The sequence below is a fragment of the Aquimarina addita genome, from assembly GCF_039539305.1.
GTDB lineage: Bacteria > Bacteroidota > Bacteroidia > Flavobacteriales > Flavobacteriaceae > Aquimarina > Aquimarina addita.
Genome location: NZ_BAABCW010000027.1, coordinates 1 through 26110 on the forward strand (window position 1 = coordinate 1; position 26110 = coordinate 26110).

Annotated in this window: 23 protein-coding genes; 12 read left to right on the forward strand and 11 right to left on the reverse strand. The window is 31.2% G+C overall.

Annotated features, from left to right (window positions below):
• Nucleotides 1-136: 136 nt before the first annotated feature.
• The gene (locus tag ABD816_RS20280) at nt 137-1240 is read right to left on the reverse strand and encodes an OmpA family protein (protein WP_344930539.1); all 1104 of its coding nucleotides are present in this window, start codon (nt 1238-1240) and stop codon (nt 137-139) included.
• 228 nt (nt 1241-1468) lie between these two features.
• Here ABD816_RS20280 and ABD816_RS20285 point away from each other — a divergent pair, with 228 nt between their 5' ends.
• A complete protein-coding gene (locus ABD816_RS20285) occupies nt 1469-1789 on the forward strand; it encodes a YegP family protein (RefSeq protein WP_344930540.1) in 321 nt (106 codons plus the stop codon).
• 55 nt (nt 1790-1844) lie between these two features.
• Here ABD816_RS20285 and ABD816_RS20290 read toward each other — a convergent pair whose 3' ends face one another.
• The gene (locus ABD816_RS20290; protein WP_344930542.1) at nt 1845-2858 is read right to left on the reverse strand and encodes a threonine aldolase family protein; all 1014 of its coding nucleotides are present in this window, start codon (nt 2856-2858) and stop codon (nt 1845-1847) included.
• A gap of 298 nt (nt 2859-3156) precedes the next feature.
• Between ABD816_RS20290 and prfB the strand changes: the two genes are divergently transcribed.
• Together prfB and arsC are read left to right on the forward strand one after the other, a co-directional pair.
• A protein-coding gene (gene prfB / locus ABD816_RS20295) for a peptide chain release factor 2 (RefSeq protein ID WP_344930544.1) occupies nt 3157-4255 on the forward strand; the annotation gives its coding sequence in 2 pieces (ribosomal slippage) (nt 3157-3219 and nt 3221-4255; 1098 coding nt in all).
• Between the two features lie 84 nt (nt 4256-4339).
• Nucleotides 4340-4684 (forward strand): arsenate reductase (glutaredoxin), encoded by a 345-nt coding sequence (arsC, locus tag ABD816_RS20300; RefSeq protein WP_344930545.1) that lies wholly within the window; start codon nt 4340-4342, stop codon nt 4682-4684.
• A 71-nt stretch (nt 4685-4755) separates the two neighbouring features.
• Here arsC and ABD816_RS20305 read toward each other — a convergent pair whose 3' ends face one another.
• Genes ABD816_RS20305 through ABD816_RS20315 form a run of 3 tightly spaced genes read right to left on the reverse strand, consistent with a single transcriptional unit; the run spans nt 4756 to nt 8847 of the window.
• On the reverse strand, nt 4756-6636 hold the full coding sequence (locus ABD816_RS20305; RefSeq protein ID WP_344930548.1) for a hypothetical protein: 1881 nt from the start codon (nt 6634-6636) through the stop codon (nt 4756-4758).
• A gap of 35 nt (nt 6637-6671) precedes the next feature.
• Nucleotides 6672-8267 carry a PKD domain-containing protein gene (locus tag ABD816_RS20310; protein ID WP_344930550.1) on the reverse strand — a complete coding sequence of 532 codons (1596 nt, stop codon included), beginning with the start codon at nt 8265-8267 and terminating at the stop codon, nt 6672-6674.
• A 7-nt stretch (nt 8268-8274) separates the two neighbouring features.
• Complete coding sequence (locus ABD816_RS20315) at nt 8275-8847, reverse strand: conjugal transfer protein TraO (RefSeq protein WP_344930553.1); 573 nt, start codon at nt 8845-8847, stop codon at nt 8275-8277.
• Nucleotides 8848-9230: 383 nt separating this feature from the next.
• Here ABD816_RS20315 and ABD816_RS20320 point away from each other — a divergent pair, with 383 nt between their 5' ends.
• Complete coding sequence (locus tag ABD816_RS20320; RefSeq protein WP_344930555.1) at nt 9231-11663, forward strand: TonB-dependent receptor; 2433 nt, start codon at nt 9231-9233, stop codon at nt 11661-11663.
• 156 nt (nt 11664-11819) lie between these two features.
• Here the strand turns inward: ABD816_RS20320 and ABD816_RS20325 are convergent, their stop codons facing one another.
• Nucleotides 11820-11996, reverse strand: coding sequence for a hypothetical protein (locus tag ABD816_RS20325; protein ID WP_344930556.1), 177 nt, complete (start codon nt 11994-11996; stop codon nt 11820-11822).
• A 387-nt stretch (nt 11997-12383) separates the two neighbouring features.
• Here ABD816_RS20325 and fumC point away from each other — a divergent pair, with 387 nt between their 5' ends.
• The gene (gene fumC, locus ABD816_RS20330) at nt 12384-13781 is read left to right on the forward strand and encodes a class II fumarate hydratase (RefSeq protein WP_344930557.1); all 1398 of its coding nucleotides are present in this window, start codon (nt 12384-12386) and stop codon (nt 13779-13781) included.
• 269 nt (nt 13782-14050) lie between these two features.
• Complete coding sequence (locus ABD816_RS20335; RefSeq protein WP_344930558.1) at nt 14051-14779, forward strand: SDR family oxidoreductase; 729 nt, start codon at nt 14051-14053, stop codon at nt 14777-14779.
• Between the two features lie 83 nt (nt 14780-14862).
• Here ABD816_RS20335 and holA read toward each other — a convergent pair whose 3' ends face one another.
• Complete coding sequence (holA, locus tag ABD816_RS20340; protein WP_344930560.1) at nt 14863-15867, reverse strand: DNA polymerase III subunit delta; 1005 nt, start codon at nt 15865-15867, stop codon at nt 14863-14865.
• Between the two features lie 213 nt (nt 15868-16080).
• Between holA and ABD816_RS20345 the strand changes: the two genes are divergently transcribed.
• The 3 genes from ABD816_RS20345 to ABD816_RS20355 all read left to right on the forward strand — a co-directional run bounded on the left by ABD816_RS20345 (nt 16081) and on the right by ABD816_RS20355 (nt 18567).
• The gene (locus ABD816_RS20345; protein WP_344930561.1) at nt 16081-16524 is read left to right on the forward strand and encodes a type I restriction enzyme HsdR N-terminal domain-containing protein; all 444 of its coding nucleotides are present in this window, start codon (nt 16081-16083) and stop codon (nt 16522-16524) included.
• An 82-nt stretch (nt 16525-16606) separates the two neighbouring features.
• A complete protein-coding gene (locus ABD816_RS20350; RefSeq protein WP_344930613.1) occupies nt 16607-17599 on the forward strand; it encodes a glycosyltransferase family 2 protein in 993 nt (330 codons plus the stop codon).
• Nucleotides 17600-17700: 101 nt separating this feature from the next.
• Complete coding sequence (locus ABD816_RS20355) at nt 17701-18567, forward strand: OmpA/MotB family protein (RefSeq protein ID WP_344930563.1); 867 nt, start codon at nt 17701-17703, stop codon at nt 18565-18567.
• A gap of 761 nt (nt 18568-19328) precedes the next feature.
• Here ABD816_RS20355 and ABD816_RS20360 read toward each other — a convergent pair.
• The gene (locus tag ABD816_RS20360) at nt 19329-19916 is read right to left on the reverse strand and encodes a hypothetical protein (RefSeq protein WP_344930565.1); all 588 of its coding nucleotides are present in this window, start codon (nt 19914-19916) and stop codon (nt 19329-19331) included.
• A gap of 478 nt (nt 19917-20394) precedes the next feature.
• A complete protein-coding gene (locus tag ABD816_RS20365; RefSeq protein ID WP_344930567.1) occupies nt 20395-20982 on the reverse strand; it encodes a hypothetical protein in 588 nt (195 codons plus the stop codon).
• A gap of 241 nt (nt 20983-21223) precedes the next feature.
• Here ABD816_RS20365 and ABD816_RS20370 point away from each other — a divergent pair, with 241 nt between their 5' ends.
• On the forward strand, nt 21224-22099 hold the full coding sequence (locus ABD816_RS20370; RefSeq protein ID WP_344930569.1) for an AraC family transcriptional regulator: 876 nt from the start codon (nt 21224-21226) through the stop codon (nt 22097-22099).
• 115 nt (nt 22100-22214) lie between these two features.
• On the opposite strand, the gene ABD816_RS20375 is transcribed toward ABD816_RS20370, so the two are convergent.
• Nucleotides 22215-22835 carry an L-threonylcarbamoyladenylate synthase gene (locus ABD816_RS20375; protein ID WP_344930570.1) on the reverse strand — a complete coding sequence of 207 codons (621 nt, stop codon included), beginning with the start codon at nt 22833-22835 and terminating at the stop codon, nt 22215-22217.
• Between the two features lie 479 nt (nt 22836-23314).
• Here ABD816_RS20375 and ABD816_RS20380 point away from each other — a divergent pair, with 479 nt between their 5' ends.
• Nucleotides 23315-24280 (forward strand): sodium-dependent bicarbonate transport family permease, encoded by a 966-nt coding sequence (locus ABD816_RS20380; protein WP_344930571.1) that lies wholly within the window; start codon nt 23315-23317, stop codon nt 24278-24280.
• A gap of 98 nt (nt 24281-24378) precedes the next feature.
• A complete protein-coding gene (locus tag ABD816_RS20385; protein WP_344930572.1) occupies nt 24379-24687 on the forward strand; it encodes a hypothetical protein in 309 nt (102 codons plus the stop codon).
• A 456-nt stretch (nt 24688-25143) separates the two neighbouring features.
• Here the strand turns inward: ABD816_RS20385 and ABD816_RS20390 are convergent, their stop codons facing one another.
• A complete protein-coding gene (locus ABD816_RS20390) occupies nt 25144-25926 on the reverse strand; it encodes a prohibitin family protein (RefSeq protein ID WP_344930575.1) in 783 nt (260 codons plus the stop codon).
• Nucleotides 25927-26110: the final 184 nt, after the last annotated feature.

Genomic DNA, 26110 nt, shown 5'->3' on the forward strand with positions numbered 1-26110 from the left:
ATGCCTATTCGGAATTGGGGAATAATTTTAAATCAATTTTTAACTATATTTGATGAAAGGGTTCAACTTTAAATAAAAGTCAAACCCTCTTTATTTTAAACTTACACACTTAATGGGATAGTGTCTATCCAGATTACTAGTTATTAATCAATCTAAATTCAGTTCTTCTGTTTGTAGCATGTTCTCGTTCTGTACAAGAAACTCCATCAGAACATCTGTTTTTTAGTTTGTTTTCACCATAACCATTAGCTACTAAACGACTATCATTAACACCTTTAGAGATTAAATAAGTAACAACAGCTTGCGCTCTTCTATCAGAAAGTTCACTATTACTAGATTTAGATCCTCTGGAATCTGTATGAGAAGCGATTTCCATTTTTGCTCCAGCATTACTAGCTAATACAGGCATTAATCTTGTATCAATAATACTCTTAGCTTCGGCTGTTAATGTTGCGCTACCTAAATTCCAATTAATTGGCAATGCAGAATACTCAACTAAAGAACATTCAACTTCTTTCCAGGTTGTTAATCCTCCTTTTTGAGAAAGTGTTTCTTTGCTAACGGTTTTAAATGTTGCAGGAACTACTACTTCTTCTACATATGCATCCTTTACCATCACTGTTTTAGTAATCGTTGCATATTCAGCAGGAATTTCCTCTTCTACTACTTTGGCAGGCTGTGCTACTACCTTTTTAGTATAGGTTCCTGATTGCTCTGCAATAGCAGTACTGGAAGTCGTAGCATCACTACCTAATGTAGTAACAGGAACAGTAGTAAATTCTGCAGGATACCCTTTATAACACCAATAGCGACAATCATCAGGATTACTTGATGCACAATCGGGTGCTGGTGCTCCTAACTCCCATTGAGCATATGCTGCTTTAATTTCTACAGTTTCCGCTCCGGTTCCAAACTCAGCAGGAATCACTTTAAGCGTAGAGGCTCCTTGTTTTTTTACAAAAGTTACTGTCTCTGTAGCGTATTTTGCAGGAATTACAGACATCTTTTTAGCAGCTTCTTTTACCAGTACTTTCTCAGTAACTGTTTCGTAAGTAGCAGGATAGGTTTTCAATTTCTTATATTCTGGAGTAATTTGAACTTGAACTGTTTCATTTTTATAAATATCAGGAGTAGTACAACGCACATAACATTTCCCCGGTTCCGGATTAGCGGGTAAGTCTTGTGCTTTTACCGTAGCTCCTGCTGTCAGAAGAACGAGTAATAAAGTGAATTTTTTCATAGTTGATTATTTTGTGATTATTAATTCTTATAAAGATACGAAAATATGTAATCGAAAGGAAATGTTAAAAAACAACAACTCATAAAGAATATACATTTTCGATGACTTGTATCTTTATCCGATAAATGGCAAATTAAAAACTAGATCATACTGGTTCTTATATTTTTCTTTCTCCTTTTAATTCTATAATTTTAACCAAATCATTGAACTTTATTAAAACTCAACGCTATGTTTGAACTTAAATGCAAGGAAAGATCTAACTACCATTTCACATTAAAGGCTAAAAATGGTCAGGTAATTTTAAGTAGTGAAATTTATGAGAGTAAATCTGCTGCTATTCAAGGAATAAAATCTGTTCAAAAAAACGCTGCTGAAGACGGGAGATACGAAAGAAAAACGTCAAAAGACGGTAAATTTTTCTTTAATTTAAAAGCTGGTAATGGACAGGTAATCGGAAGTAGTCAGATGTACTCTTCTGAATCGGGAATGGAAAATGGTATCAAATCCGTATTAGAAAATGCTCCAGAATCAAAAACAATGGAACTTTAGTATACGTATACTCATAAAGCTATTCCTATTTAAACAAAAGGATAGCTTTATTTTATTAGAAGGAAGACAATATTGTTAAAAAATATTCATGCATCGTTGCAGTATAATCTAAATGTGTAACAAATCTTAGTTTTCCCTCTCCCATCCCATAAAAATGAATATTTTTCTTAGCCATTTTAGCAATAAAATCCTCTTCGTTTCCTGTAATTGTAAAAATAACAATGTTTGTATCTATAGGTGCAACATTTTTAACAAAGGACAATCCCTCTAACGCTTCTCCTATTTCTTTTGCTTTTTTATGATCATCTGCTAATCTATCGATGTGGTGATCAATAGCGTATAATCCCGCAGCGGCCATATATCCTATTTGACGCATTCCTCCTCCAAGTAGTTTTCTTACTCTAATTGCTTTATTCATAATGGATTGCTTACCAAGTAATAAGGAACCCATAGGCGCTCCTAGGCCTTTACTTAAACAAACCGAAATAGTATCAAAAACCTCACCATATTGTTTTGGATTTTCTCCTTTAGCTACTAATGCATTCCACAATCTCGCTCCATCTAAATGGAATCTCAGGTCATTCTGTGTACATATATTTCTGATTTTTTTAATCTCTTTAAAATCATAGCAAGCGCCTCCCCCTTTATTAGCAGTATTTTCAACACAAACTAAACTAGTTAATGGGCTGTGGTAAAAATCAGGAGGATTGATTGATACAGCGACTTGATCTGCTGTAATCATACCTCTATGACCTTGTATTAATTTACAAGAAACCCCACTATTAAATGAAACTCCTCCTCCTTCATAATTATAGATATGGGCATAAGCATCTGCAATCAATTGCTCTCCAGGTTGTGTATGCAATTTAATTGCTGCCTGATTTGCCATCGTACCTGATGGAAAAAATAAAGCAGTATCCATTCCAAACATCGCAGCAACCTTTTCTTCTAAAATATTGACAGTAGGATCTTCCTTATATACATCATCCCCCACTTCTGCATTCATCATTGCATCAAGCATACCTGATGTAGGCCTGGTTACTGTATCACTTCTGAGATCAATTATCATATACGGAGTAATTTGAAATAATATTTTTTACAATTAACCAGACTAAAATCCAAAATCAAAGACAACTTTTGATAATTCATTATAAATAATGATCAATACAATATCGTTAATTCTACCGCCTGCATCTAAAATTTTCTTATTAAAATAATCTTAATAAATCGTATTCAACTTCTCTTATTTTTCTAAAAATTATATTAAAAAGAATCAGTAGATAATAAAAAATTAAAATTATAAAATAATAGTAAAATTACTTCTTACTGAGCTCTTAAATCTTATTTTTGTCAAAAATAATTGAATTATGATTAATACTGAGACGATACTAGATCTTAGAGAGCGCCAGGTTGCGTTAAGGAGGTATCTTTGACATTGATGCCAAACTTATTGAAATAGCAAACGAAGAAGAAAAAACATTTGCTCCTGATTTCTGGAATAATGCACAAGAAGCAGAAAAACTAATGCGTGCCTTAAATTCAGAAAAAAAATGGGTCAGCGAGTATGAAAAAAGTGTCACTCTCGTAGAGGATCTTGATGTACTCTATGAATTCTACAAAGAAGGAGATGCTACTGAAACTGAAGTACAAGAACGTTATACTAAAGCATTGGAACTTATCGAAGATCTTGAGTTCAAGAACATGTTAAGTGATGAAGGTGATAGTATGAGTGCTGTACTACAAATTACAGCTGGTGCAGGCGGTACTGAGAGTTGTGATTGGGCAAACATGTTAATGCGTATGTATTTAATGTGGGCAGAGAAACAAGGATACAAAGTTAAAGAACTTAATTATCAAGGGGGTGATGTAGCTGGAATTAAAACGGTGACCTTAGAAATTGAAGGCGAATATTCCTTTGGATGGCTTAAAGGTGAAAATGGAGTACATCGATTAGTTCGGATTTCTCCTTTTGACAGTAATGCTAAAAGACATACATCTTTTGCTTCTGTATATGTCTATCCGCTCGCGGATGACAGTATTGAAATAGAAATAAATCCATCTGAATACGAAATCATAACGTCCAGATCAAGCGGTGCGGGAGGGCAAAATGTAAATAAAGTAGAAACTAAAGTACAACTAACCCACTTCCCTACCGGAATTCAGATTTCTTGTTCGGATTCTAGATCTCAACACGATAATAGAGAAAAAGCATTGCAAATGCTCAAATCTCAATTATTTGAATTAGAACTCAAAAAACAACAAGAACAACGTAATGAAATTGAGGCCTCTAAAATGAAAATAGAATGGGGATCTCAGATACGTAACTATGTGATGCATCCTTATAAATTGGTAAAAGATGTAAGAACGGCCGAAGAGACTGGAAATGTGGACGCAGTTATGGATGGAGATATTGATGCATTTCTAAAAGCATTCTTAATGATGATGGGACAAAGAAATGAGGAATAATATCAGGTACATCATAAATAGATTATGAAACTTCTAAAACTGATAGTGTTTTAGAAACAAGTAAACAAAAATCATAAAAGTATAATGACAACCATTTACCATAATCCCAGATGCAGTAAGTCAAGGCAATGCCTTGCTATTTTGGAAGAGCAAAAAGAAGAGGTTACTAATATAAAATATCTAGATACTCCTTTAATTAAAGAACAATTAACAGAAATTATTCAGCTTCTCAATATACAACCAAAAGAACTCATCAGAACTAATGAAACTATCTGGAAAGAAAAATTTAAAGGGAAAGATATGACTGACGATGAACTTATAAAAGCGATGTGTGAGCATCCTAAATTAATAGAGAGACCTATTGTTATTAAAAATAATAAAGCTATTATAGGAAGACCTCCAGAAAAGGTTACCGAAATTTTGAAATGAAAGAAAGCCCTGAAAATTTAGATTTTCAGGGCTTTTTTATCTTATTATTTATACTATTGTAGACAAAATCATTACTGATCCCTCCAATCGTCCGTATAATCAATAGCTCCGAACTCAGTCAAAACTTTATCAGTAACTATAAACCAATCATAATCTACGGATTTAATCAAAGATGGTCCAATATCAGATCCAGGACTAAATCTAAAATGAAGTTCTTCTATATCTCCTCCAATTATAAAATCTTTTAACTTTACAGCTACTAATACCCATTCATTATTTGTTTCTCTAATACTGAACTCTCTTCTATCAGATGATCCATAATAAATTTTAAAACGTGGATTTTCTCCGGATCGAGTTCGCATCCAAAAATGAAGAACAGGGTTATTATTAAATTTATCAGGGTCTAATAAATTAGATAACTGATCTTGATTATTACTACCAGGAAAAATTGTTGTTTCATAGACATATAAGTATGCCCTAGAATTAAGTGTTAAATCATTATATTTAAGATTCAAAAATGTGTTTCCAAAAGGAACTCCCTGAATGGTAGGTTGTTCACTGATATCATCAATTGTATTTATTGATTCTGCATCAATATTTCTTACATATTCTGTTGAATACTCATCAAAATCAAAAAACTCTACATACTCACCATCAATGTAGGCAACACCTTCTTTTGAACTACCAATAGAATCACCATTATACACTAGTACCGTGTATAAACCTGTTGGTAAACTTGACGGAAATAAAAATTCAACAGAGTTCAGTTCCTTTTCTATAATAACAGCCTCTATACCCTCTACTACAATCTTAGTTGTCAAATTAAGATTTTCTCCAATAAGGATTCCGGGAACATCCTTAGATATTACATTAGGCCAGGCAATTACTTCTGGCAGAATAGGAGTATCTACAAATGTTAATGTAATTGAAGTAGTTTTTTTAATAGGAATATTATTAGCATTAATTACCGTAAATTCTAAATCATGATCTCCCTTTAACGCTCCTGTATATTGTCCTGTTGACGCTCCTGGCACTATAATGATTTCATCACCTGATTGATATACCTTATCATTATATTCTAAACTACCTTGACTAGATGTAACATATGTCATTATATACTCTGAAGTTCCGACTGTTTCTATAAGTTCAAAATTTATTACAGTTGCTGTATTAACCTCTACTTCATCTGTAATCGACAATTGTGAGGTAAATGAAAAATCAGGAATTTCTAAAACTTCAATGGTTAAACTTTTTTCTAATACTACACCTAAACTACTGGTGATTGTAAACAAGACAGTAACATCTCCTCCACTAACACCCTCAAAGTTAAAGATGACTTCATTAGAGTCAACCAATGTCTTCACCTCCTCTGGTAAAAAAACATCTCCATCCACTATAAAATTACCTAAACCAGTAGTATTTGAGTTGTCAACAACATAAGAAATATCATAATTAGCATTACTTATTTCTGAAATAGAAAAATTCAAATCCAACCTTTCACCTTCATAAATTGTTATTTGATCGGGTTCAATACTAAAACTAAAAGCTGTATCATTTACATTATAAACGAGAGAAAAATCTTGTTCTCTTCCTTCTTTATCTTGTATAGTAATGGTAACATTATTGACTCCAATAGTAGTCGCTACATATTCTATAGTATTTTTAGGTTCTATGACTAAATCAACAAACTCATCTTCTTCAATTTTCTCAGAATCAACATAGTAGTAACCTGAACCTTTCGTATTTCTATATTTTAGTTGATAGCTACCTGTAGCAATGGTTCCACCTAGTGTTATTTTAAAACTAGTAGATGTAGATGTATCTAGAAAAGATTCTATTATTGTTTTTTCAAATTCTACTTTAAACTGTTCTATTGAGTTTCCATCATCATCGCTTTTACAAGCTGTAATTATCAATAACAAAAGAACAGTCAAAGATAAAAACTTATACATTTTATTCATAAACTTAATTAATTATCAGATGAATCTTAATTTGAAGGAACTCCTTCACTAATGGTCATGACATCATTATAAACTTCAACGTCATCGACTCTTATAACAAACTGCGATCCACTATTCCCTGTGGTTACAGGATTATGAGAACCTGTAAAAAAAACTTCGTTACTTGCTGGCATTGTAAAAGTAAACTCCATAACATCTACAGCTGGATTTGTATCATGAATAGATATCAGACATTGAGTATCTTGACTAAAACCCCAACACGTAGTTCCAAATGCAATATCTCCTGCACTTAAAATTGCGTTACCTGGATTTCCATTTCCTCCCGATTGCATTGCTACTGATATCTCTGCTCCTGCAGGAGCAGTTAATAATCCCGTGGATCTATTAAATCCTGTCACAACCGGTGTAGATGATGTCACTGTAATAGTTGCTGTCACAGTATCTACACCACCAAGATCATCTGTTACTGTTAGCGTCACGGTATACTCGTCTGGAGTATTATATGTAATAGAGTTAATTGAAGGAAACGTAGTATCTACATCAGATTCTCCATCACCATAATTCCATTCGGATTTTACAATGGTTCCATCAGAATCTTCTGAACTTGTATTATCAAATGTTACAGAAAATGGTGCTTCACCGCTAATAGATCCAGGTGTAAAACTAGCTGTAGGAGGATTGTTTACAATGATCGTTCGTTCTGCCTGAACTGCTGCATTATTATCAACATCTACTGCTGTATACACAACTTGATATTCACCAGGCGTATCTAATAACAATGCATCAGTATTAATTTCCAAACTATATGCATCGTCTACCGTAGCTCCCAGTTCTTCATATATTCCATTAAGCTGAATGATCTGTGGATTATCTCCTTGTAGTACTAGTATGTCGGAAACTTCAATTTGCACAGATTGTTCTACAACAACTCCTAAACTATTGGTTATAGCAAATATGATATCAACAGTTCCTAAAGTTACTCCTTCAAATTGCCATTCAAATTCACTCGAATCTGTTATGGTTTGCTTATCTTCTGGAGTAATAACTTCTCCATCAACCTTCACCGTACCTGACCCCGTATTTTCTTCATCTAACACATATGAAATTTCATAATTCGCAGAATTTTCTGCAGTAATATTTATATTAAAATCGAGGATGCCTCCTACATATGTTGTTGCTTCTTCTGGTGTTATATCAAAAATAAACCTATTATCTGTTACACTATAAATAAGAAAAAAATCTTGTTGCCTGTTTCGACTATCTTGTAAGGTAAGTGTAACATTATTCTCTCCCGCTGTAGTACTTACATATCCAATACTAAATTCTGACCCTGCTGGTAAATCTACAAAAACACCTTCCTCTACTCTTTCTGAATTTACGAGATAATAACCTGAACCTTTGGTAACATCATATTTCATTTGATAATCTCCAGCCTCAATAGATTCTTCAATTAAAATCTTAAAATTAGTAGCTTCTGCTGTATTCAAAAATGATTCTATTGTAGTTTCATTAAATTCTACTTTATAAAGTGCTACTAAATCATCAGAAATTTCTTTGTTACAGGAGCTAATCAAAGACCACACAACGATACTTACTAACAGATATTTATAAATTTTTTTCATATTTTGATTATTTCAATATCAATTTAACTCCTAATCCCATATATGGTGTAAATTCACCGACATCGCTATTCAGGTGATATGTTTCATTTATTTTTATAGTAAGTGCTATCGTTGGAATTAAATAAATATCTGCATCAAGCCCAGCATAAAAACCAAATACTATTTTACTTGGCTCTATTAATTCTGTATTCAGCACTTCATTATTTTCCAATATGTCATCGCCACCATTCACTATCTCTGATCCGGCAGTAGCTCCTCCTCCCACAGCTAGTGCAAAAGTTCTTTTATTATTTCTTAATACATCAAAAAAGAAACCAGCATTAAAAGAATACAATCGAACTGGCACTTCAATATCTTCATAATCAAGATTAGTAAAATTAGATTGAAAATTAAGCTGTAGGTAGTCAAACTCATTAACCTTATAATCTAATGTCGCCATTCCTCCAAAACCTCCCTGCACATACCCACCTGTTAAGGAGAAAGCAAGTTTATGACTCTGAGCCTCGGCGGATATCGATATTAAAGAAAATAAAATAAATATATTTAAAAATGATCTCTTATTAATAAAAGTTTTTTTCATGATTTTTTAACTAGGTTTTTACGTAGATGTAAATTTACCAAAATGTAGCAGAATTCATAACAAAAAAAGTGTTTTACCATCAGTAATTCTTTTAATATCAAAATAGATCGATAAACTACATTAAAAACCAATACTATAAGTGGTAAAAAACTCTTTTTTACTGCCAATATTTTTGTTATTAAGTAAAATTATATTTTAAAATCTCCATTGAAGTATAGTACAATATTCAAATACAATTTATTCATAGCCTAAAATAGCTCCTTTTACTGATATAAAATTAACACCCTTTTAACTCGTATAATCTAAACCTAATTTTACTTTTAACCTTTAATTTTTTACTACCCTGTTTTAAGTTTGTCATCATATATAAAAATAAAAAAGGAATGAAAAATCAGTGTCTGGTTCTATTGCTTATACTTATTGCTATTCCTTGTTTTTCACAACAACAAAATCAACAAAGACAAATCAAAATATCTGGCAAAATAATTGACCAGGATACAAAGGAGCCGTTAGAATATGCTACAATTTCTTTTTATAGTCCAAGACAAAAAAAAATTGTTAATGGCGGAATTACAACTACTGATGGTACATTTTCTATAGAAATACAATCTGGAATGTATACGGTCATAATGGAATATATTTCATTTAAAACTAAGAAATTACAAAAGCAAAAATTAATTGACAATACCGATCTGGGAGTAATTGCATTAAGTCTGGACACAGAATCACTGGATGATGTACTGATCATTGCAGAAAAAACGACAGTAGAAATCAAACTTGATAAAAAAATTTACAATGTAGGTCAGGACTTGACCGTAAGTGGTGGAACCGTCAGCGATGTATTAGACAATGTCCCTTCGGTTTCTGTTGATGTAGAAGGAAATGTTGCTTTAAGAGATAATGATAATGTTACTGTTTTGATTAATGGAAAACCCTCTGGCCTTGTTGGGTTAAATAGTACAGATGCTCTAACACAATTACCTGCTGATGCTATTGAACGTGTAGAAGTGATTACATCTCCTTCTGCAAGATATGACGCTGAAGGTACCGCTGGTATTATAAATATTATTTTACGCAGAAGTAAATTGCAAGGTCTTAATGGTGCATTAACTGTAAATGGAGGCCATCCATTATCAGCTGGAGTTTCTGGAAACTTAAATTACAGGACAGGAGATTTGAATTTTTTCACTACATCTGGTTATAATTATCGGGAAGCCCCGGGAAACTCATTAGCAGAAACATTTTTTATCGCCTCAGAAAATTTTCTCATAGAAGATAGAGAATTTGACAGAATCCGAAATGGGGTCAATGTTAATGTCGGTGTAGAATGGTATATTAATGATAGTTCTTCTATCACTTCATCTTTCTTATATCGTTTTAGTGATGATGAAAATAATACAACAAATGTAATCACAGAAATAGATGCGGATAATAATTTAGAAAACAGCATACGATTTGATCCTGAAATAGAAGACGACACAACTAAACAATATTCATTAAACTATACCAAAGATTTTGAGAAGACTGGTCACAAACTTACATTTGATTTTCAAACTGAACTGAGCAGCGAAGAAGAAGATTCAAGAATAACGCAGCAAAATGATCCCCGTATAGAACTGGTTAACACGTTAGAAAAACAGAACCGTACACTTATACAAACGGATTACGTACTTCCATTAGGAGAAAACAGTCAATTCGAATTGGGTTATCGAGGTAATTTTAATGAACTAGATACTGAATTTCTTGTACAATTTGACACTAGCGGACTTATAACTGTTGATAATAATCTTTCTAATGATCTACGATATAAAGAGCATATTAATGCGGTCTATACACAGTTTGGAAATAAAACAGGCAAACTCTCTTATCTTTTAGGCATTCGAGTTGAGAACACTAAAATTACCATTGATCAGAAAACTAATGGTGATTTTGAAAAAAAAGATTACACAGATGTATTTCCGACGATAAACCTAGGATATGAAATTTCTGAGGATCAAAGTTTTGTATTGGGATACAATCGTAGAATCAGCAGACCCCGAAACCGGTTTATCAACCCATTCCCATCACGATCCAGTGCCACCAATATTTTTCAAGGAAATCCTGATCTGGATCCTAGTTATTCTAATGCTTTTGACCTGGGATATCTTAACCGAATTGGCAAATTAACATTAAATAGCTCGATCTATTATAATCGATCTACTCAAGTTTTTACTTTTATATCAGAAGATACTGGTGATGTAGCTACTATAGGAACTAATGCAGACGGCAGTTCTATTGTTGTTCCTGTTATCAGGAGAACTCCAATTAACTTATCAAATTCTGATCGATATGGATTTGAGTTTACGACTACTTACAATCCTTCTAGAAAATGGAGACTTAGTGCTAATTTAAATGCGTTTCAAAATAGTATTAAAGGAACATTTAATGAAATATCACTGAATGCGGACATTTTCAGTTGGTCCGCAAGGTTAAATAATAAGATTACGCTTCCTAAACAGATTGATTGGCAAATGACAGCAATTTATAGAGGACCCAATGAGAATGCACAGACTAAAAGTGAAGGTATTTTTAGTATGAATCTGGCATTTAGTAAAGACCTTTTTAAGGAAAAAGCTTCTATAACGTTTAATGTGAGGGATCTATTCAATTCTAGAAAAAGGATCAGTAGAGCTATCACAGAAACATTTACATCATACAACGAATATCAGCGCAGAGTACGAAGTTTCAACTTATCATTTACCTACAGATTTAACCAGAAAAAGAAAAGAGAACGTTCTAGAGAAGATGGTAATGATGGAGGTGACGATTTCGAATAATAAAAATGAATATTTTGATACTGCTTGCCACTGTATACCTATATAAATGATCTTTTCTTAGTCTTAAATCCAAGTATACTTATAAAGAAATGATGCAAAAAAAAAGGAAGCCGAGATCGACTTCCTTTATATATATTTTATGAACTGCAAATGATATTAAGCCTCTTCTCTAGCTTTACGTTTTGCCTCCATTTTCATCTTAAAATTCTCAATAGTAGCTCCAAAAATCCAATAAGGGACTACAAAAGTTAATAAAAATATCATTAACCAAAATCCAATTGTAAGAATAGTTAAAAAGGCTAAAAAGCCGAGGTATTGATCAAATTCGAACATAGTAGTAATCTTATTTCAATTATTTGTCAAAGATAATAACTCTTCTATTTATCTCATAATATAATTTTGATTTATTTTAACCCTTATCCAAATTAATAAAAAAAATCTTTTAACCTTCAGCAAAACTATACTATAAGTACTTGCGAAGACTGATTATTAAATAATTATTCAATATCAAGAAAACATGAACTGTCAGTTTTCAAAATCATTTTAGCGATAGATTTTTCAACATAAGACTGATCTTTTTAAGCATTCCACATTGGATATGGCGTTCTGATGTCAAAATCGAATTACGAATCAGAAACAATTTAAAAAGTAATAGCTTTATTAAAAATTAGGGTAACAAATCCTTAAATTTGCACTTCGAAAAAATAAATCATCAATATTATGGCATATAGATTAGAAAAAGATACAATGGGCGATGTACAAGTGCCTGCTGATAAGCTTTGGGGTGCGCAAACAGAACGTTCCAGAAATAATTTTAAAATTGGTGCATCTGCTTCTATGCCCTTAGAAATAATCTATGGTTTTGCATATCTAAAAAAAGCTGCTGCATTTACTAATTGTGAGCTTGGTGTACTACCTATAGAAAAAAGAGATTTAATTGCACAGGTGTGTGATGAAATTCTGGAAGGTAAACATGATGATCAGTTTCCATTAGTCATCTGGCAAACCGGTTCTGGGACACAGAGTAATATGAATGTGAATGAGGTAATTGCTAATAGAGCTCATCAGCTTGCTGGTAAAACTATTGGAGAAGGAGAAAAAACTATTCAGCCTAACGATGATGTCAATAAATCACAATCTTCTAATGATACTTTTCCTACAGGAATGCACATTGCAGCATATAAGAAGATTTTAGAAGTTACCATTCCGGGTATTGAGCAGTTAAGAAATACACTAGAAAAAAAATCTATCGAATTTAAGAATGTTGTAAAAATTGGACGTACACATTTTATGGATGCTACTCCACTTACTATTGGGCAAGAATTATCCGGATACGTATCTCAATTAAATCACGGTATTAAAGCGTTAGAAAACACATTACCGCATCTAGCTGAAATTGCTTTAGGAGGTACAGCAGTAGGAACTGGTTTAAATACTCCAAAAGGGTATGCAAAAAGAGTATCTGAATTTATTGCTCAGTTTACCAGTTTACCTTTTGTTACTGCAGAGAATAAATTCGAAGCATTAGCAGCTCACGACGCTTTTGTAGAAACTCATGGGGCATTAAAACAATTAGCGGTTTCTTTAAATAAAATAGGTAATGATATTAGAATGCTTGCATCTGGACCAAGAAGTGGAATTGGAGAATTAATTATTCCAGCAAATGAGCCAGGAAGTTCTATTATGCCCGGTAAGGTAAACCCCACTCAGTGTGAAGCTTTAACTATGGTATGTGCACAGATATTAGGAAATGATGTTGCTATTAATGTAGGTGGTATGCAAGGGCATTTTGAACTTAATGTGTTTAAACCTGTCATGGCTGCTAATTTATTACAGAGTGCTCAACTTATTGGAGATGCTTGTGTCTCTTTTGATGAACATTGTGCGCAAGGTATAGCACCTAATCAGGCGAGAATTACAGAATTATTAAATAATTCACTAATGCTTGTTACAGCATTAAATACAAAAATAGGATATTATAAAGCGGCCGAAATCGCAAATACTGCGCATAAAAATGGTACTACTCTTAAGCATGAGGCAGTAGCTTTGGGATATGTTACAGAGCAAGAATTTGATGAATGGGTAAAACCAGAAGATATGGTAGGAGCTTTAAAATAGAAAGTTCTTTTCTGTTATATTTTCGCTTATAACTAAATATATAAAACTCATAGATTACTACATAATTGATAGTATATCTGTGAGTTTTTTTATTAAACACTAAATTATCTTAGAAAGAATTTAATTAATGTGACAAAGGATATATGTTATCATCCAGACATGCTTAATGAACTGAAAATCCCAACAAATTTGACACTAATTTTTTAAGCTTAACAAAAGATTTAGAACTTAACATTTATCTTTGAATTTGATATAAAAACAACACTAACATGAATCTAAAAGAAGCAAAAATATTAATCACAGGAGGAAACTCCGGAATCGGAAAAGCCACTGCTAAACTTTTAAAAGAGAAAGGAGCTCAAGTTATTATTTCGGGTAGAAATGAGAATACTCTTCAACAAACTGCCAATGAATTAGACATCGATTATGTAGTAGCAGACGTCACAAAAGAAGAACAGGTACAGAACATGATACAACAGACAATTACTAAGATTGGAGGGCTGGATACTTTAATAAATAATGCTGGGTATGGCTATGCTGCTAAACTCATTGATATTGAAGCGGATAAATTTACAGATCAATTTAAAACCAATATTCTGGGTGCGGCGCTATGTGCCAAAGAATCTGCTAAGCATTTTATTGAACAAGATTATGGAAATATTGTCAATATTGGCTCTACAGCTTCCTTAAAAGGATCTCCTTCTGCATCACCTTATGTGGCTTCAAAATTTGCATTGAGAGGAATGACTGAGAGCTGGAGAAATGAATTAAGACCTCATAACATTAGGGTAATGCAAGTAAATCCCAGTGAAGTAATGACTAATTTTGTAGATAATAGAGTAGATGGAAATTCTGACAAAAAAACTTATACAGAAGCTGAACAAAAGACAAAATTAAGAGGGGAAGAAATTGCGCATACTATTGGTGCACTTTTAGAAATGGATAATCGAGGTTTTATTACTGAAGCTACTGTTTTTGCAACGAATCCTAAAGTATAATAAGATAGTATTGATTCTGTAGTTGCTAACGCTTTACTACAGAATCAGTACTTATAGATCAATATTATTTAAGTAGTTTACTACTATCCCATAGTTTTTACCAATAATTCTTTAAGAATATCTCCTGGACGAAGATTTGCGGCCCCTACTCCTTTACTTTTTAAATCTGCATCTCGTATGAGTCCGATAATCTGGCTTACTTTTTTCATTGGATAATTACGTGCAGCATCAGAATAATCGCTTACAAAATATGGGTTTATTTTTAAAGCACTTGCAACACTACGTTGTGATTTATCTGACAAACCGTGATATTGTAATACCTGAGAGAAAAAACCATATAATAATGAAATGGTAACAACCAATGGATTATCTTTAGGATTCTGAGCAAAATAATTAATAATTCTATGCGCTTTTACAACATCCTTGGTTCCTACAGCCTTCCGTAGTTCAAAGTTATTAAACTCTTTACTGATACCTATATTTTCTTCAATTTGATCTGCAGTAATTTGCTCCCCTTTAGGAATGATCAATTTAAGTTTATTTAGTTCATTATTTATTTTACCCAGATCAGTTCCTAAAAACTCAACCAACATCTGAGCTGCTTTAGGTTCTATACTATACTTAGCCCCCGCCAATACTTTTCGAATCCAATCAGCTACCTGATTTTCATACATTTTTTTACTTTCATAAATCACTCCATTTTTAGCAACCGTTTTATACAGTTTCTTACGTTTATCAATTTTTTTATACTTATAACAGCATACTAAAATTGTTGTTGGCTGCGGATTCTCTGCATAATCAGCCAATTTTTCTATAGATCTGGATAAATCTTGTGCTTCTTTGACAATAACAACCTGGTGCTCTGCCATCATTGGATATCGCTTTGCATTGGATACGATCTCATCAATCGTAACATCTCTGCCATATAACACTACCTGATTAAAGCTTTTCTCGTCTTCTGTCAGGATATTCTCCTCGATATACTCTGAAATTCTATCAATATAATACGCTTCCTCTCCCATCAAAAAATAGATAGGTTTAAAATTTCCATTTTTAATATCAGTTACGATCTGTTTTACTTCATCCATTAAGAAAAAATCATCAAATTTGTGTCAACTCTTTTTAGTCATTTTTAGTTCAACCAGAAAACTGTGTTTTGTTTTCAAGCAAAAGCTTTCCTGAAACTAATCATAATATATGCTGAAAAGTAATAAACGAAAAATAACGTACAGCTAAGTTACCTACTATCGATATAAAGGAGTCATCTTATAAAGAATTACAACAGTCAATAAAAATTCATTGTGCAAAAACTCAACTTTCCGGCATATCAGTTTCGATTCAAAAATAATGAAAATAAAGTTTCTATTTTTGATAGAATTCGCAAAAAATTTATCATCCTTACTCCAGAAGAATGGGTTCGACAACATACTGTTAACTATTTAATCCAAGAAAAAAAATATCCTGAAAGTCTTATTAATGTTGAAAAGTTAATCAAAGTGAATGATCTCAGTAAACGATATGATATTATCGTGTTTAATCCAGATGGCAGTATTTATCTTATTGTGGAGTGTAAATCGCCTAAGATCAAGATTACTCAAGAAGTTTTTGATCAAATTGCTAGATATAACTTAACTGTGCAAGCAGAATATCTTATGATTACAAATGGTATAAATCATTTCTATTGTCAAATGGATTACAGTAAAAAGAAATATTCCTTTTTAAAAGATGTACCAGATTATAATTAATATAATTCAAAACTTATCAACCATACACTATAACCCCTTCAAATCTTTGGAAACTCTAAATTAAACTCTTTATTTTGTGTCTGTGAACATAGCTATTGTTATATTAAACTGGAATGGGCGTTTATTATTAGAGCAATTCCTTCCTTCTGTCGTGCGCTACTCTAAAGAAGCTACTATATATATTGCTGATAATAATTCTACAGATGATTCTATCTCTTACCTTAAAACATTTTTTCCTGATTTAATAATTATCCAAAATGAAATTAATGGTGGATATGCAAAAGGATATAACGATGCACTTGCTAAGATTGATGCAGACATCTATTGCTTATTAAATAGTGATGTAGAAGTAACGGAAAACTGGTTATCCCCTATTATCCAATCTTTTCAAGAAACTGAAAATATTGCCGCAATACAACCCAAAATATTAGATTACAAAAAGAAAACTCATTTTGAGTACGCAGGTGCTGCAGGTGGTTTTATTGATAAACTAGGGTATCCCTATTGTAGAGGTAGAGTTTTTGACACACTAGAAGAAGATATAGGTCAATATGATAAGAATATTGATATTTTTTGGGCTAGTGGTGCATGTTTATTTATTAGAAAAACAATTTTTGAGGCTGTAGGTAAATTAGATGAAGATTTTTTTGCTCATCAGGAAGAAATTGATCTTTGCTGGCGAATACAAAATAAGGGATATCAAATCAAATATATCAGTGATTCTTGCGTATATCATTTGGGTGGTGCTACATTAGATAGTATGAACCCTCGTAAAACCTTCCTTAATTTTAGAAATAACTTATTAATGATGGTAAAAAATATAAATAGTTCAAGTATCATTTTTATTATATATTTTCGAATGATATTAGATGGTATGGCAGGATTTAAATTTCTAATAGAGGGAAAACCATCCCATTTTATTGCAATCCTCAAAGCCCATTTTAGCTTTTACGGAAATTTACCAACTTTTGTAAAGAAACGAGGAAAACTATCTGAAACTAAGAAATATTATTCTGTTTTTTCCGTTGTATGGAGGTACTATGTACAAAAGAAAAAACGATTTGATGAATTATAGAAGATATTCATTAAATTAATGTTAACATCATAGTATTATGTCACAATTTTAATAATTTTGAGTTATATAACCAGTACAAAAAACTAAAAACAAATTTTCTAATGAAAAAAGCAATGATTGTTGGGGCTTCTATGGCCATCTTATTTTCTTCTTGTGTATCACAGAAGAAATTTTCAGACCTTGAAGCCAAAAATAAAAAAACCCAGGATCTTTTAAATACTGCTACTGTTAAATTAAATGACTGTCTTGAAGAAAAAGCAAGTGCGTCTTCTGAGTTAAAAGTATTACAAGATCAAGTTAAAAATCTAAAAAACACAAATTCAGCATTACTAAATAATGTAGGTAACCTTGCCACTTTATCTTCTAAAGAAGCAGAAAACCTAGAAAGATCTTTAGAAAGTATTAAAGAAAAAGATCTTCAGATCAAGACGATGAATGATGCCATGAACAAGAAAGATTCTGTTACATTGGCATTGGTTACGAGTCTTAAGGGAGCTTTAGGTAACCTTGCAGATGAAGATATAGAAATTAATGTAGAAAAAGGTGTGGTTTATGTATCTATTTCTGATAAACTGTTATTTACAAGCGGTAGTTATAATGTATCTTCTAGAGCAAAAGAGGTTCTAGGTAAAGTTGCTAAAGTGGTTAACGATAAACCAGATATTGAATTCTTAGTAGAAGGACATACTGATAATGTACCAATTAAAAATAAAGTATTATTAGACAACTGGGATCTTAGTGTAAAAAGAGCTACTTCTGTAGTAAGAGTATTACAAAATGATTTTAATGTAGATCCTAAGCGTATGACTGCTGCCGGACGTAGTTATTATGTTCCTTTAGCAAGTAATGATACTGCAGGTGATAGAGCTAAAAACAGACGTACAAGAATTGTAGTACTTCCTAAATTAGATCAATTTTATAGTATGATTGAAGATGGAATGAAAAAAGCCTCTGAAGGAGGAAATTAAAATATAAATTTTTGATAAAAAAAGGGATAACCGATGGTTATCCCTTTTTTTATGTTGTTCTATCAAAGTTTTTGATATCTGGTACAACTAAAAGGTTAAAGAATTTTAACCAATTAAACTACCTGGACCAAGGGTACGAGGTCTTGACCACAAGAACACTTCACTACAAAAATGAAGAGACAAAACTTTTTATTTTAACTTTAAAACTATTTTTTTAAGCTATTACATTGATTAAAGCAAGTATTTTTAAGGACAACTCTTTGTACAATCTTATAAATCATTTATAATTATAGTTAAATCGGAATGCATATACAGACATTCCAATTTTTCAATTCTTTACAATAATCAATACTAAAGTTATAAACGTCTATTTAAATAAAATTAATTGATCATAGTAATGAACTATCTCAATCTAAAGGGGCTATGAGATAACAAAAACGAAACCGTTCATTATATGAATCAGGAGATAAAACTCTTTTACCCTGATTTTATAGAATCTCGAGGCTCTGACTAGAGGATATTCTATTAATTAAATTACAATTAATAAAGATATGCAATAGGAATCACTGATTTTGATAAAATCGTATGAATAACTACACAAACTACATAAACAGACAATAAGTTTCTTACCTATATAGTCTCTTGTTTTCTTATAAAAAAAGACCACATCAAATTGATGTGGTCCTTATCAGTAGATTAAATTCCTTGTAATTTATAAATAGAATCGGGGATTTCTATTTATATTACTTAAAATTTATCCTCTATTTTATAATAACTTGTTCTGATATCGTTCTGTCTTCTAAAACAAAATACATATAGTATGTGTTTTTTTCAACATTAGAAAAATCATAAACTCTTTCTACAACTTTTTCTTGAATTTCTAGTTCTTCTACTAGTTTAACTCCATTTTCGTCATAAATATTTAAGTCCATTGGTGATTTTCTTGTGTTCAAAAACATAACACTCACCTTATTGTCAACTATTTCAATCTGAGGTTTAAAAATTGTAACTTCAGAATCCGTAATCAAAGATACTCCACTTTCATTTTTCAGTACTGGAGTAACCTTAATCTCATAATCAGATTCTGTTTCGACAAAGTATATTCCATTACTAACTTTGTTTAAATTGAAATTTTTCTGATAGATTGGGGATGCATTTAAAGTAGTTTTAAATAATACCATTCCATTAAAATCTTTAAGAAATAGTTTTTCTCCTTTCGCAATCTCAGTAAGACTCACATTGATTACAGATACATTCGTGATCTCTACTGAAACTTTTCCAGCTGCATTTACCGTATTCAAAGATAAAAGTGTAAATACTAACAGTGATAAATTAATTAACTTTTTCATAGTTACTTTGTTTTAATTATAGCCTCATATTTGATACTACAAAGGTATATTAGATATACATTTTGAAATAACTCTATTTTTGCTAATTTCTATTCTATTTTAACCTTCATTATTTAAAAGAAACCTTAATAAAGATAATTCAACACATATACAGATAAATTTAAATTTTAATTAACATATTTTTTAACCTTATTATGATTTATTTTTTGTTGAAAACAGTAAATTAAAGAAAGGAAAATTCCCGTGAACACAAATTTTTATTCCATCATAAATTATCATGAGCTCCATATGTATTACTTATAGGTTTTAGATAAGATGATCCTAAAAAACTAAAGACCATGATCAATATTGATATGGTCTTTAGACTAGTTGAATTAAATAATGAAACAATTATAGTAAATGGATATTGAGGATACCCTGTAGTACCATAAAGTTTATTTTCTATTTTATTAAAAATTTTATGAAAATTATGATTCTATTAGAATAATGTTACTTCTTTCATAAATGTTCTGTCTTCTAAACTGAAATACAGAAAATAAGTTCCTTTTTTTACATTAAAAAAATCATAGATTCTTTCTAAAATTTTATCGTTAATGGCTTTTTCTTCTACCAATAGTATATTATTTTGATCATAAATACTGAAGTTTACAGGTGACTTCTTAGTATTGATCAACATGACACTTACCTTATTTTCATCTACTTTTACCTGAGGTTTAAATATGGTGACCGCAGAATTATTAACTAGAGAAACTCCCTTTCCATTTTTTAATACTGGTGTAACTTTTACTTCAAATTCTGATTCTGTCTCAATAAAATATAATCCATTTTTGACATCACTAAAATTAAAATACTTCTGGTATGCTGCTGATGCATCTAACGTAGCATCAAATAATACAACTCCATAATAATCCTTCAAGAATAATTTTTCACCTTGCGCCACATTAGCTAATGAAACATTAACCATAGATGAATTAGTGATCGCAACAGAAACTTTTCCAGCTGCAAATACAGTGTTACTAAATACAAGTATGAACGTAAGTACTAATAGTTTAATTGAGTTTTTCATAATACAATTTTATTTTAGGTTATTAAATTGTCACGGTTTGATGAGGCAAAGATAGGCTTGATAAAAGTTCAAGAACAACTCTATATTTGCATATATATATGCTATTTTAGCGTCACAGCTAATTTTAAACCACAATAAAGGTAATTTAACACAAAATAAGTATTAAATTTACATTTTAGTAATAATACCAGATCACTATAGGCGTTTAACCGATCACAAAGATTATCATTGTTTTAAAACTATGAAGAATAACAAACCATCATTAGAAAAGATAGTGCCGGAGTTTGGAAGTTCTTTTTTTTATGAGAATTTTTCAGATGAAAATAAAAATAAAGCTCCCATTTGGCATTACCATCCCGAAATCGAAATTGTTTACGTAAACGGGGGGACCGGAAAACGACAAATCGGTAGCCATATGTCGTATTATAGAAATGGTGCACTTATGCTTATTGGTGCTAATCTCCCTCATTGTGGTTTCACAGACAATCTTACGGGCAATAAAAGTGAAACTGTTATACAATTATTACCAGATTTTCTTGGAAACTCATTTTTTACCATTCCAGAAATGAGTGGAGTGAACAAAATGTTAGAACAGGCAAAAAAAGGAATTGCATTTAAAGGAGATGCTAAAAGAAGAATTGGAGCCAGAATTGATGCATTAGGTATGCTTGATCCCTTTGATAGATTACTTGGTATTCTTAGAGTACTAAAAGAGATGGAACAAACCACTGACTATTCTATTCTCAATGCAGAAGGTTTCTCTATAGAAACAGAATTACAAGACAATAATCGCATTAATCTCATCTTCAATTTTGTTCAGAAAGAATTTACAAGACAAATTACATTAGATGAAATTGCTGACAAAGTGAGTATGAGTGTTCCGGGATTTTGCAGATATTTCAAAAAAATTACTGGAAAAACATTTATTCAGTTCGTAAATGAATATCGATTAGTACATGCGGCAAAATTACTGCACGAAAAACAAACCAGTATTACAGATATTTGCTATGAGAGCGGTTTTAGTAACTTTTCTCATTTTAACAAACTCTTCAAACAATTTTCAGGAAGAACACCCAGCACATATAGAAATGAGCTAAAATACGTTATATCAGAATAGATCGTTATGTTGATTATGTTTATTAGATTGTCTAAATATTATAATATAAACTGGGCTTGTCATGATGATAGCTAATTTATAATAGTAATATTATAGCCTTAGTAGCACGTATCACTTAAATAATATCGGTGGCTCCTTTTCCTTCCCTAATTAATACAGGTTCTCCACTTGTTAAATCTATAACCGTAGAAGCAATATTACCTCCATATCCTCCATCTACTACTATATCAACTAACTTACCCCATTTTTCTAAGATTAATTCTGGGTCTGTTGTATACTCTATTACCTCATCCTCATCATGAATCGATGTAGAAACTATGGGGTTACCCAGTTCCTCTACAATAGCTTTACAAATATTATTATCAGGAACTCTTATTCCCACCGTTTTCTTCTTTTTAAAAACAGTAGGTAAATTATTACTCCCAGGCAGAATAAATGTATAAGGTCCAGGAAGTGTCCTTTTTAATAATTTAAAAATGCTATTATCAATTTGTTTCACATAATCAGACAAATTACTAAGATCACTGCAAATGAAGGAAAAATTCGCTTTTGCTAATTTCACACCTTTTATTTTTGCAATTTTTTCTAACGCTCTATTGTTGGTGATATCACATCCTAAACCATAAACCGTATCTGTTGGATAAATAACTAAACCACCATTGCGCAAACATTCTACTACTTTTTGTATTTCGCGTGGATTTGGATTATCATTATATAATTTGATCAGGGTAGCCATATTTTATACTAATAACTTAAACATAAAATAAAGATACTACTTTATGGTATAATGACGCTGTAAATATGTTTTCTTATAATTTTTACTCATCTTAAATTCTTACTTGTAAATACATCAGTAGGTTTTCTCAATTTTTAAAGAGGAACGATCATGAGCTACTTGAATTGGATTCCAGATTTAATACCCTTTTAGATATAGATTTATACCAATTCTTTTTATTTAAAAGTATTGGGTAATATAAAGAAAGGTTAGCAATAGGATAAGAACTCAACTTTCTCAATATGTATTTCACTTAATTCAATAAGAAAAATTATTTAGTAATAATTGTTAATCATTAGATATCAAAACCCAATATAACTCATAAAATATCTTTATACAATTCATTATTATTATAAATAAAAATATATAAAATATTGATTACACCTTTGCATAAGTTAAAATTGGCGAATTAAATAATTATTAACCTTTACTAAACTTATATGGATTTACATTTATTAATTGATAATCTAACAAACCCCGCTTTATTATTTTTCTTTTTAGGTATAATTGCAGTTCAACTTAAAAGTGACTTAAAAATACCTGAAAATTCTTCTAAATTTATATCATTATATCTACTACTATCAATAGGTTTTAAAGGAGGTCAGGAACTTGCTCATAGTACATTTACATACGAAATATTATGGTCTTTGCTTTTTGGTATTTTTCTAGCTATTGTGATACCTATTTACACCTACTTTATTTTAAGAAGAAAATTTAGTGTCGAAAATGCAGGAGCTATCTCAGCCGCCTATGGATCTGTAAGTGCCGTTACCTTTGTCACTACAATTTCATTCTTAGAAATAGAACAAATTGCTTTTAATGGGCACATGGTAGCGGTAATGGCATTAATGGAGGCACCTTCAATTATGGTAGGACTCTTACTCATATCACTATTTAGAAAAAATAAGAAAGAAAACAAAATACCTACCAAGACGGTACTACATCACGCCCTCACGAATGGTAGTGTTTTATTAATTATAGGTAGTCTCTTTGTTGGTCTCCTAGCAAGTGAAGCGCAAGCAGAAGGAATCAAACCATTTACTATAGATATTTTTAAAGGATTTTTGGCTGTTTTTCTTCTGGACATGGGAATAACCAGTGGTAAAAAGCTCTCTGATTTTATTAAAAAAGGATGGTTTGCTTTTTTATTCGCTATTATCATTCCTATAATCAATGGTTGTGCTGTAGCTTTTATTAGTGGTCTATTCAGTTCTGTAGATGGTAATAGACTTCTTTTTGCAATACTTGCTGCAAGTGCGTCCTATATTGCTGTACCGGCAGCGATGAAACTAGCTGCACCAAAAGCAAACCCAAGTCTTTATATACCAATGGCACTCGCAATTACTTTTCCATTTAATATAACACTTGGGATGCCATTATATTTACATCTCATTCAACTATCATAATTATTTTTTATGATTATCATAAGTATTATAAATAAAAATATATGATTTTTTAATACCATATTTGTGCTGTCTAATGAGTGTAAAACTGATTTAAAATTATGGAAGTATTAGAAACAAAAGCCAAATTAAAAATGGAACAAAAAATAAATTTAATAGATGGATCCTTTACCCCTTCAGAGGCGGCTGATGTAATTAATTCTTTATTACAAGAGAAAATTAATTTTCACAAATTACAACGACTATCATTGATCGAAGGTAATACGGATGATGAATGTATTTATGATAGTGATCGTATTGCAGAATTGATTGCTGAGCAAAATACAGCTAAAGAGTTTTTTAAGAAAGCAAGACTAGAAGGAAGAAAAATAACTATGAATAGTACTATTAATATTACAATAGAAGATTAATAGCTTCTTTTTTATCTATATCCTACGGAGCGGTTCATCATAGAACCGCTTTTTTATTCTATAATAAAAGTAAAGCTGACATTTCTATAGATATAGGTATAAATTTACTAAAGATCACCTGGACCCACAATCCACTAAATAAAAAAACAGGTAAATCAGTATATATGATTTACCTGCTATAAAAACAATTAACACTTATTAAAATGCATGACTACTTAAACATACATTTTATCTTTAATCATCTTTAACTATTAATTAATTCAGAATTTTTCTCTACCTGTTATATAACTATTCATTTGATAAAATTATTTATTCTGGACTAATTATTTTATTACATTATACCACATTAATTTCAATTCTTAAATTATGTTGAAAATTGTATACAACCTCTTTTTATTCCTTTTTATATACATTCAAAAATGAGGATGATCGATAGAATTAATATAGATAATAATATTAATTACCCTCGCTTCCTATTAAAAAAGGAGTTTTACCATCTGTGATAATAATTTTACCATTAGGTGATTCTGATAATTTATTAAATGCTTCTATACTTCTGATTTTAATAATTTCTTCAGTAAGACCCTCTGAGAGAATTTTCTGAGCATCACGCTCCCCTTCTGCATCTATAATCTTTCTATCAGCTTCTAATCTTGCTTGCTGTAAAACAAATTCCATACGCATAGCGTCCTGTTCAGCTTGTAATTTTCTTTCGATTGAGTTTGCTAATCCTCTAGGTAATTGTATACTTTTCATCAATACTGCAATCAGTTCAATTCCATCCGCTTGCTTCTCCAGATTTACCTCCATTTTTGTTTTAATCTCTTCCTCAATTTTTGCCCGCATTCCTGAATGCATATCTTTGGCAAAAAACTGAGCGCATACATCAGAAGATGCTGATCTGAATACACTGGTAATAATAGATTCATAACCTTGTCCTAAATTCTCTAAAACAGAAGGAATTTTACTTTGTTCTAATCGATAAAGAATCGAAATTTCAGAATTTACACTAAGACCTTCTTTACTAGGCAAGCTTAAAATTAGTTTTATATTTTTGGTTTGTGTTGATTCCTTCAATACTTTACTTACCAGAGGGTTATAAAGAACTGTTCCTTGTGTAGAAACATCATCAGAAAATTTACCCAATGTTAATTTAACACCTGCTTCACCCGGTCTTATTACTGCACAATTAGTACATAACGCTAATACCCCAATCCAAAGAAAAAAATTAGTTTTCATATGCTTTCTTGTTTTTAATTAAAATTAATCTTCTATTTAGTTTACCAATTTGATCAAAAATCATATTGAAAAACATTTACCCCCCTTTTTTCTTAGATAAACGCTAGCAATCACTACAAGCTATATTCTTTTTGAAAATTTAGGTTATTAACTTCCTACTACTATATCTACCTATTAATCTCTT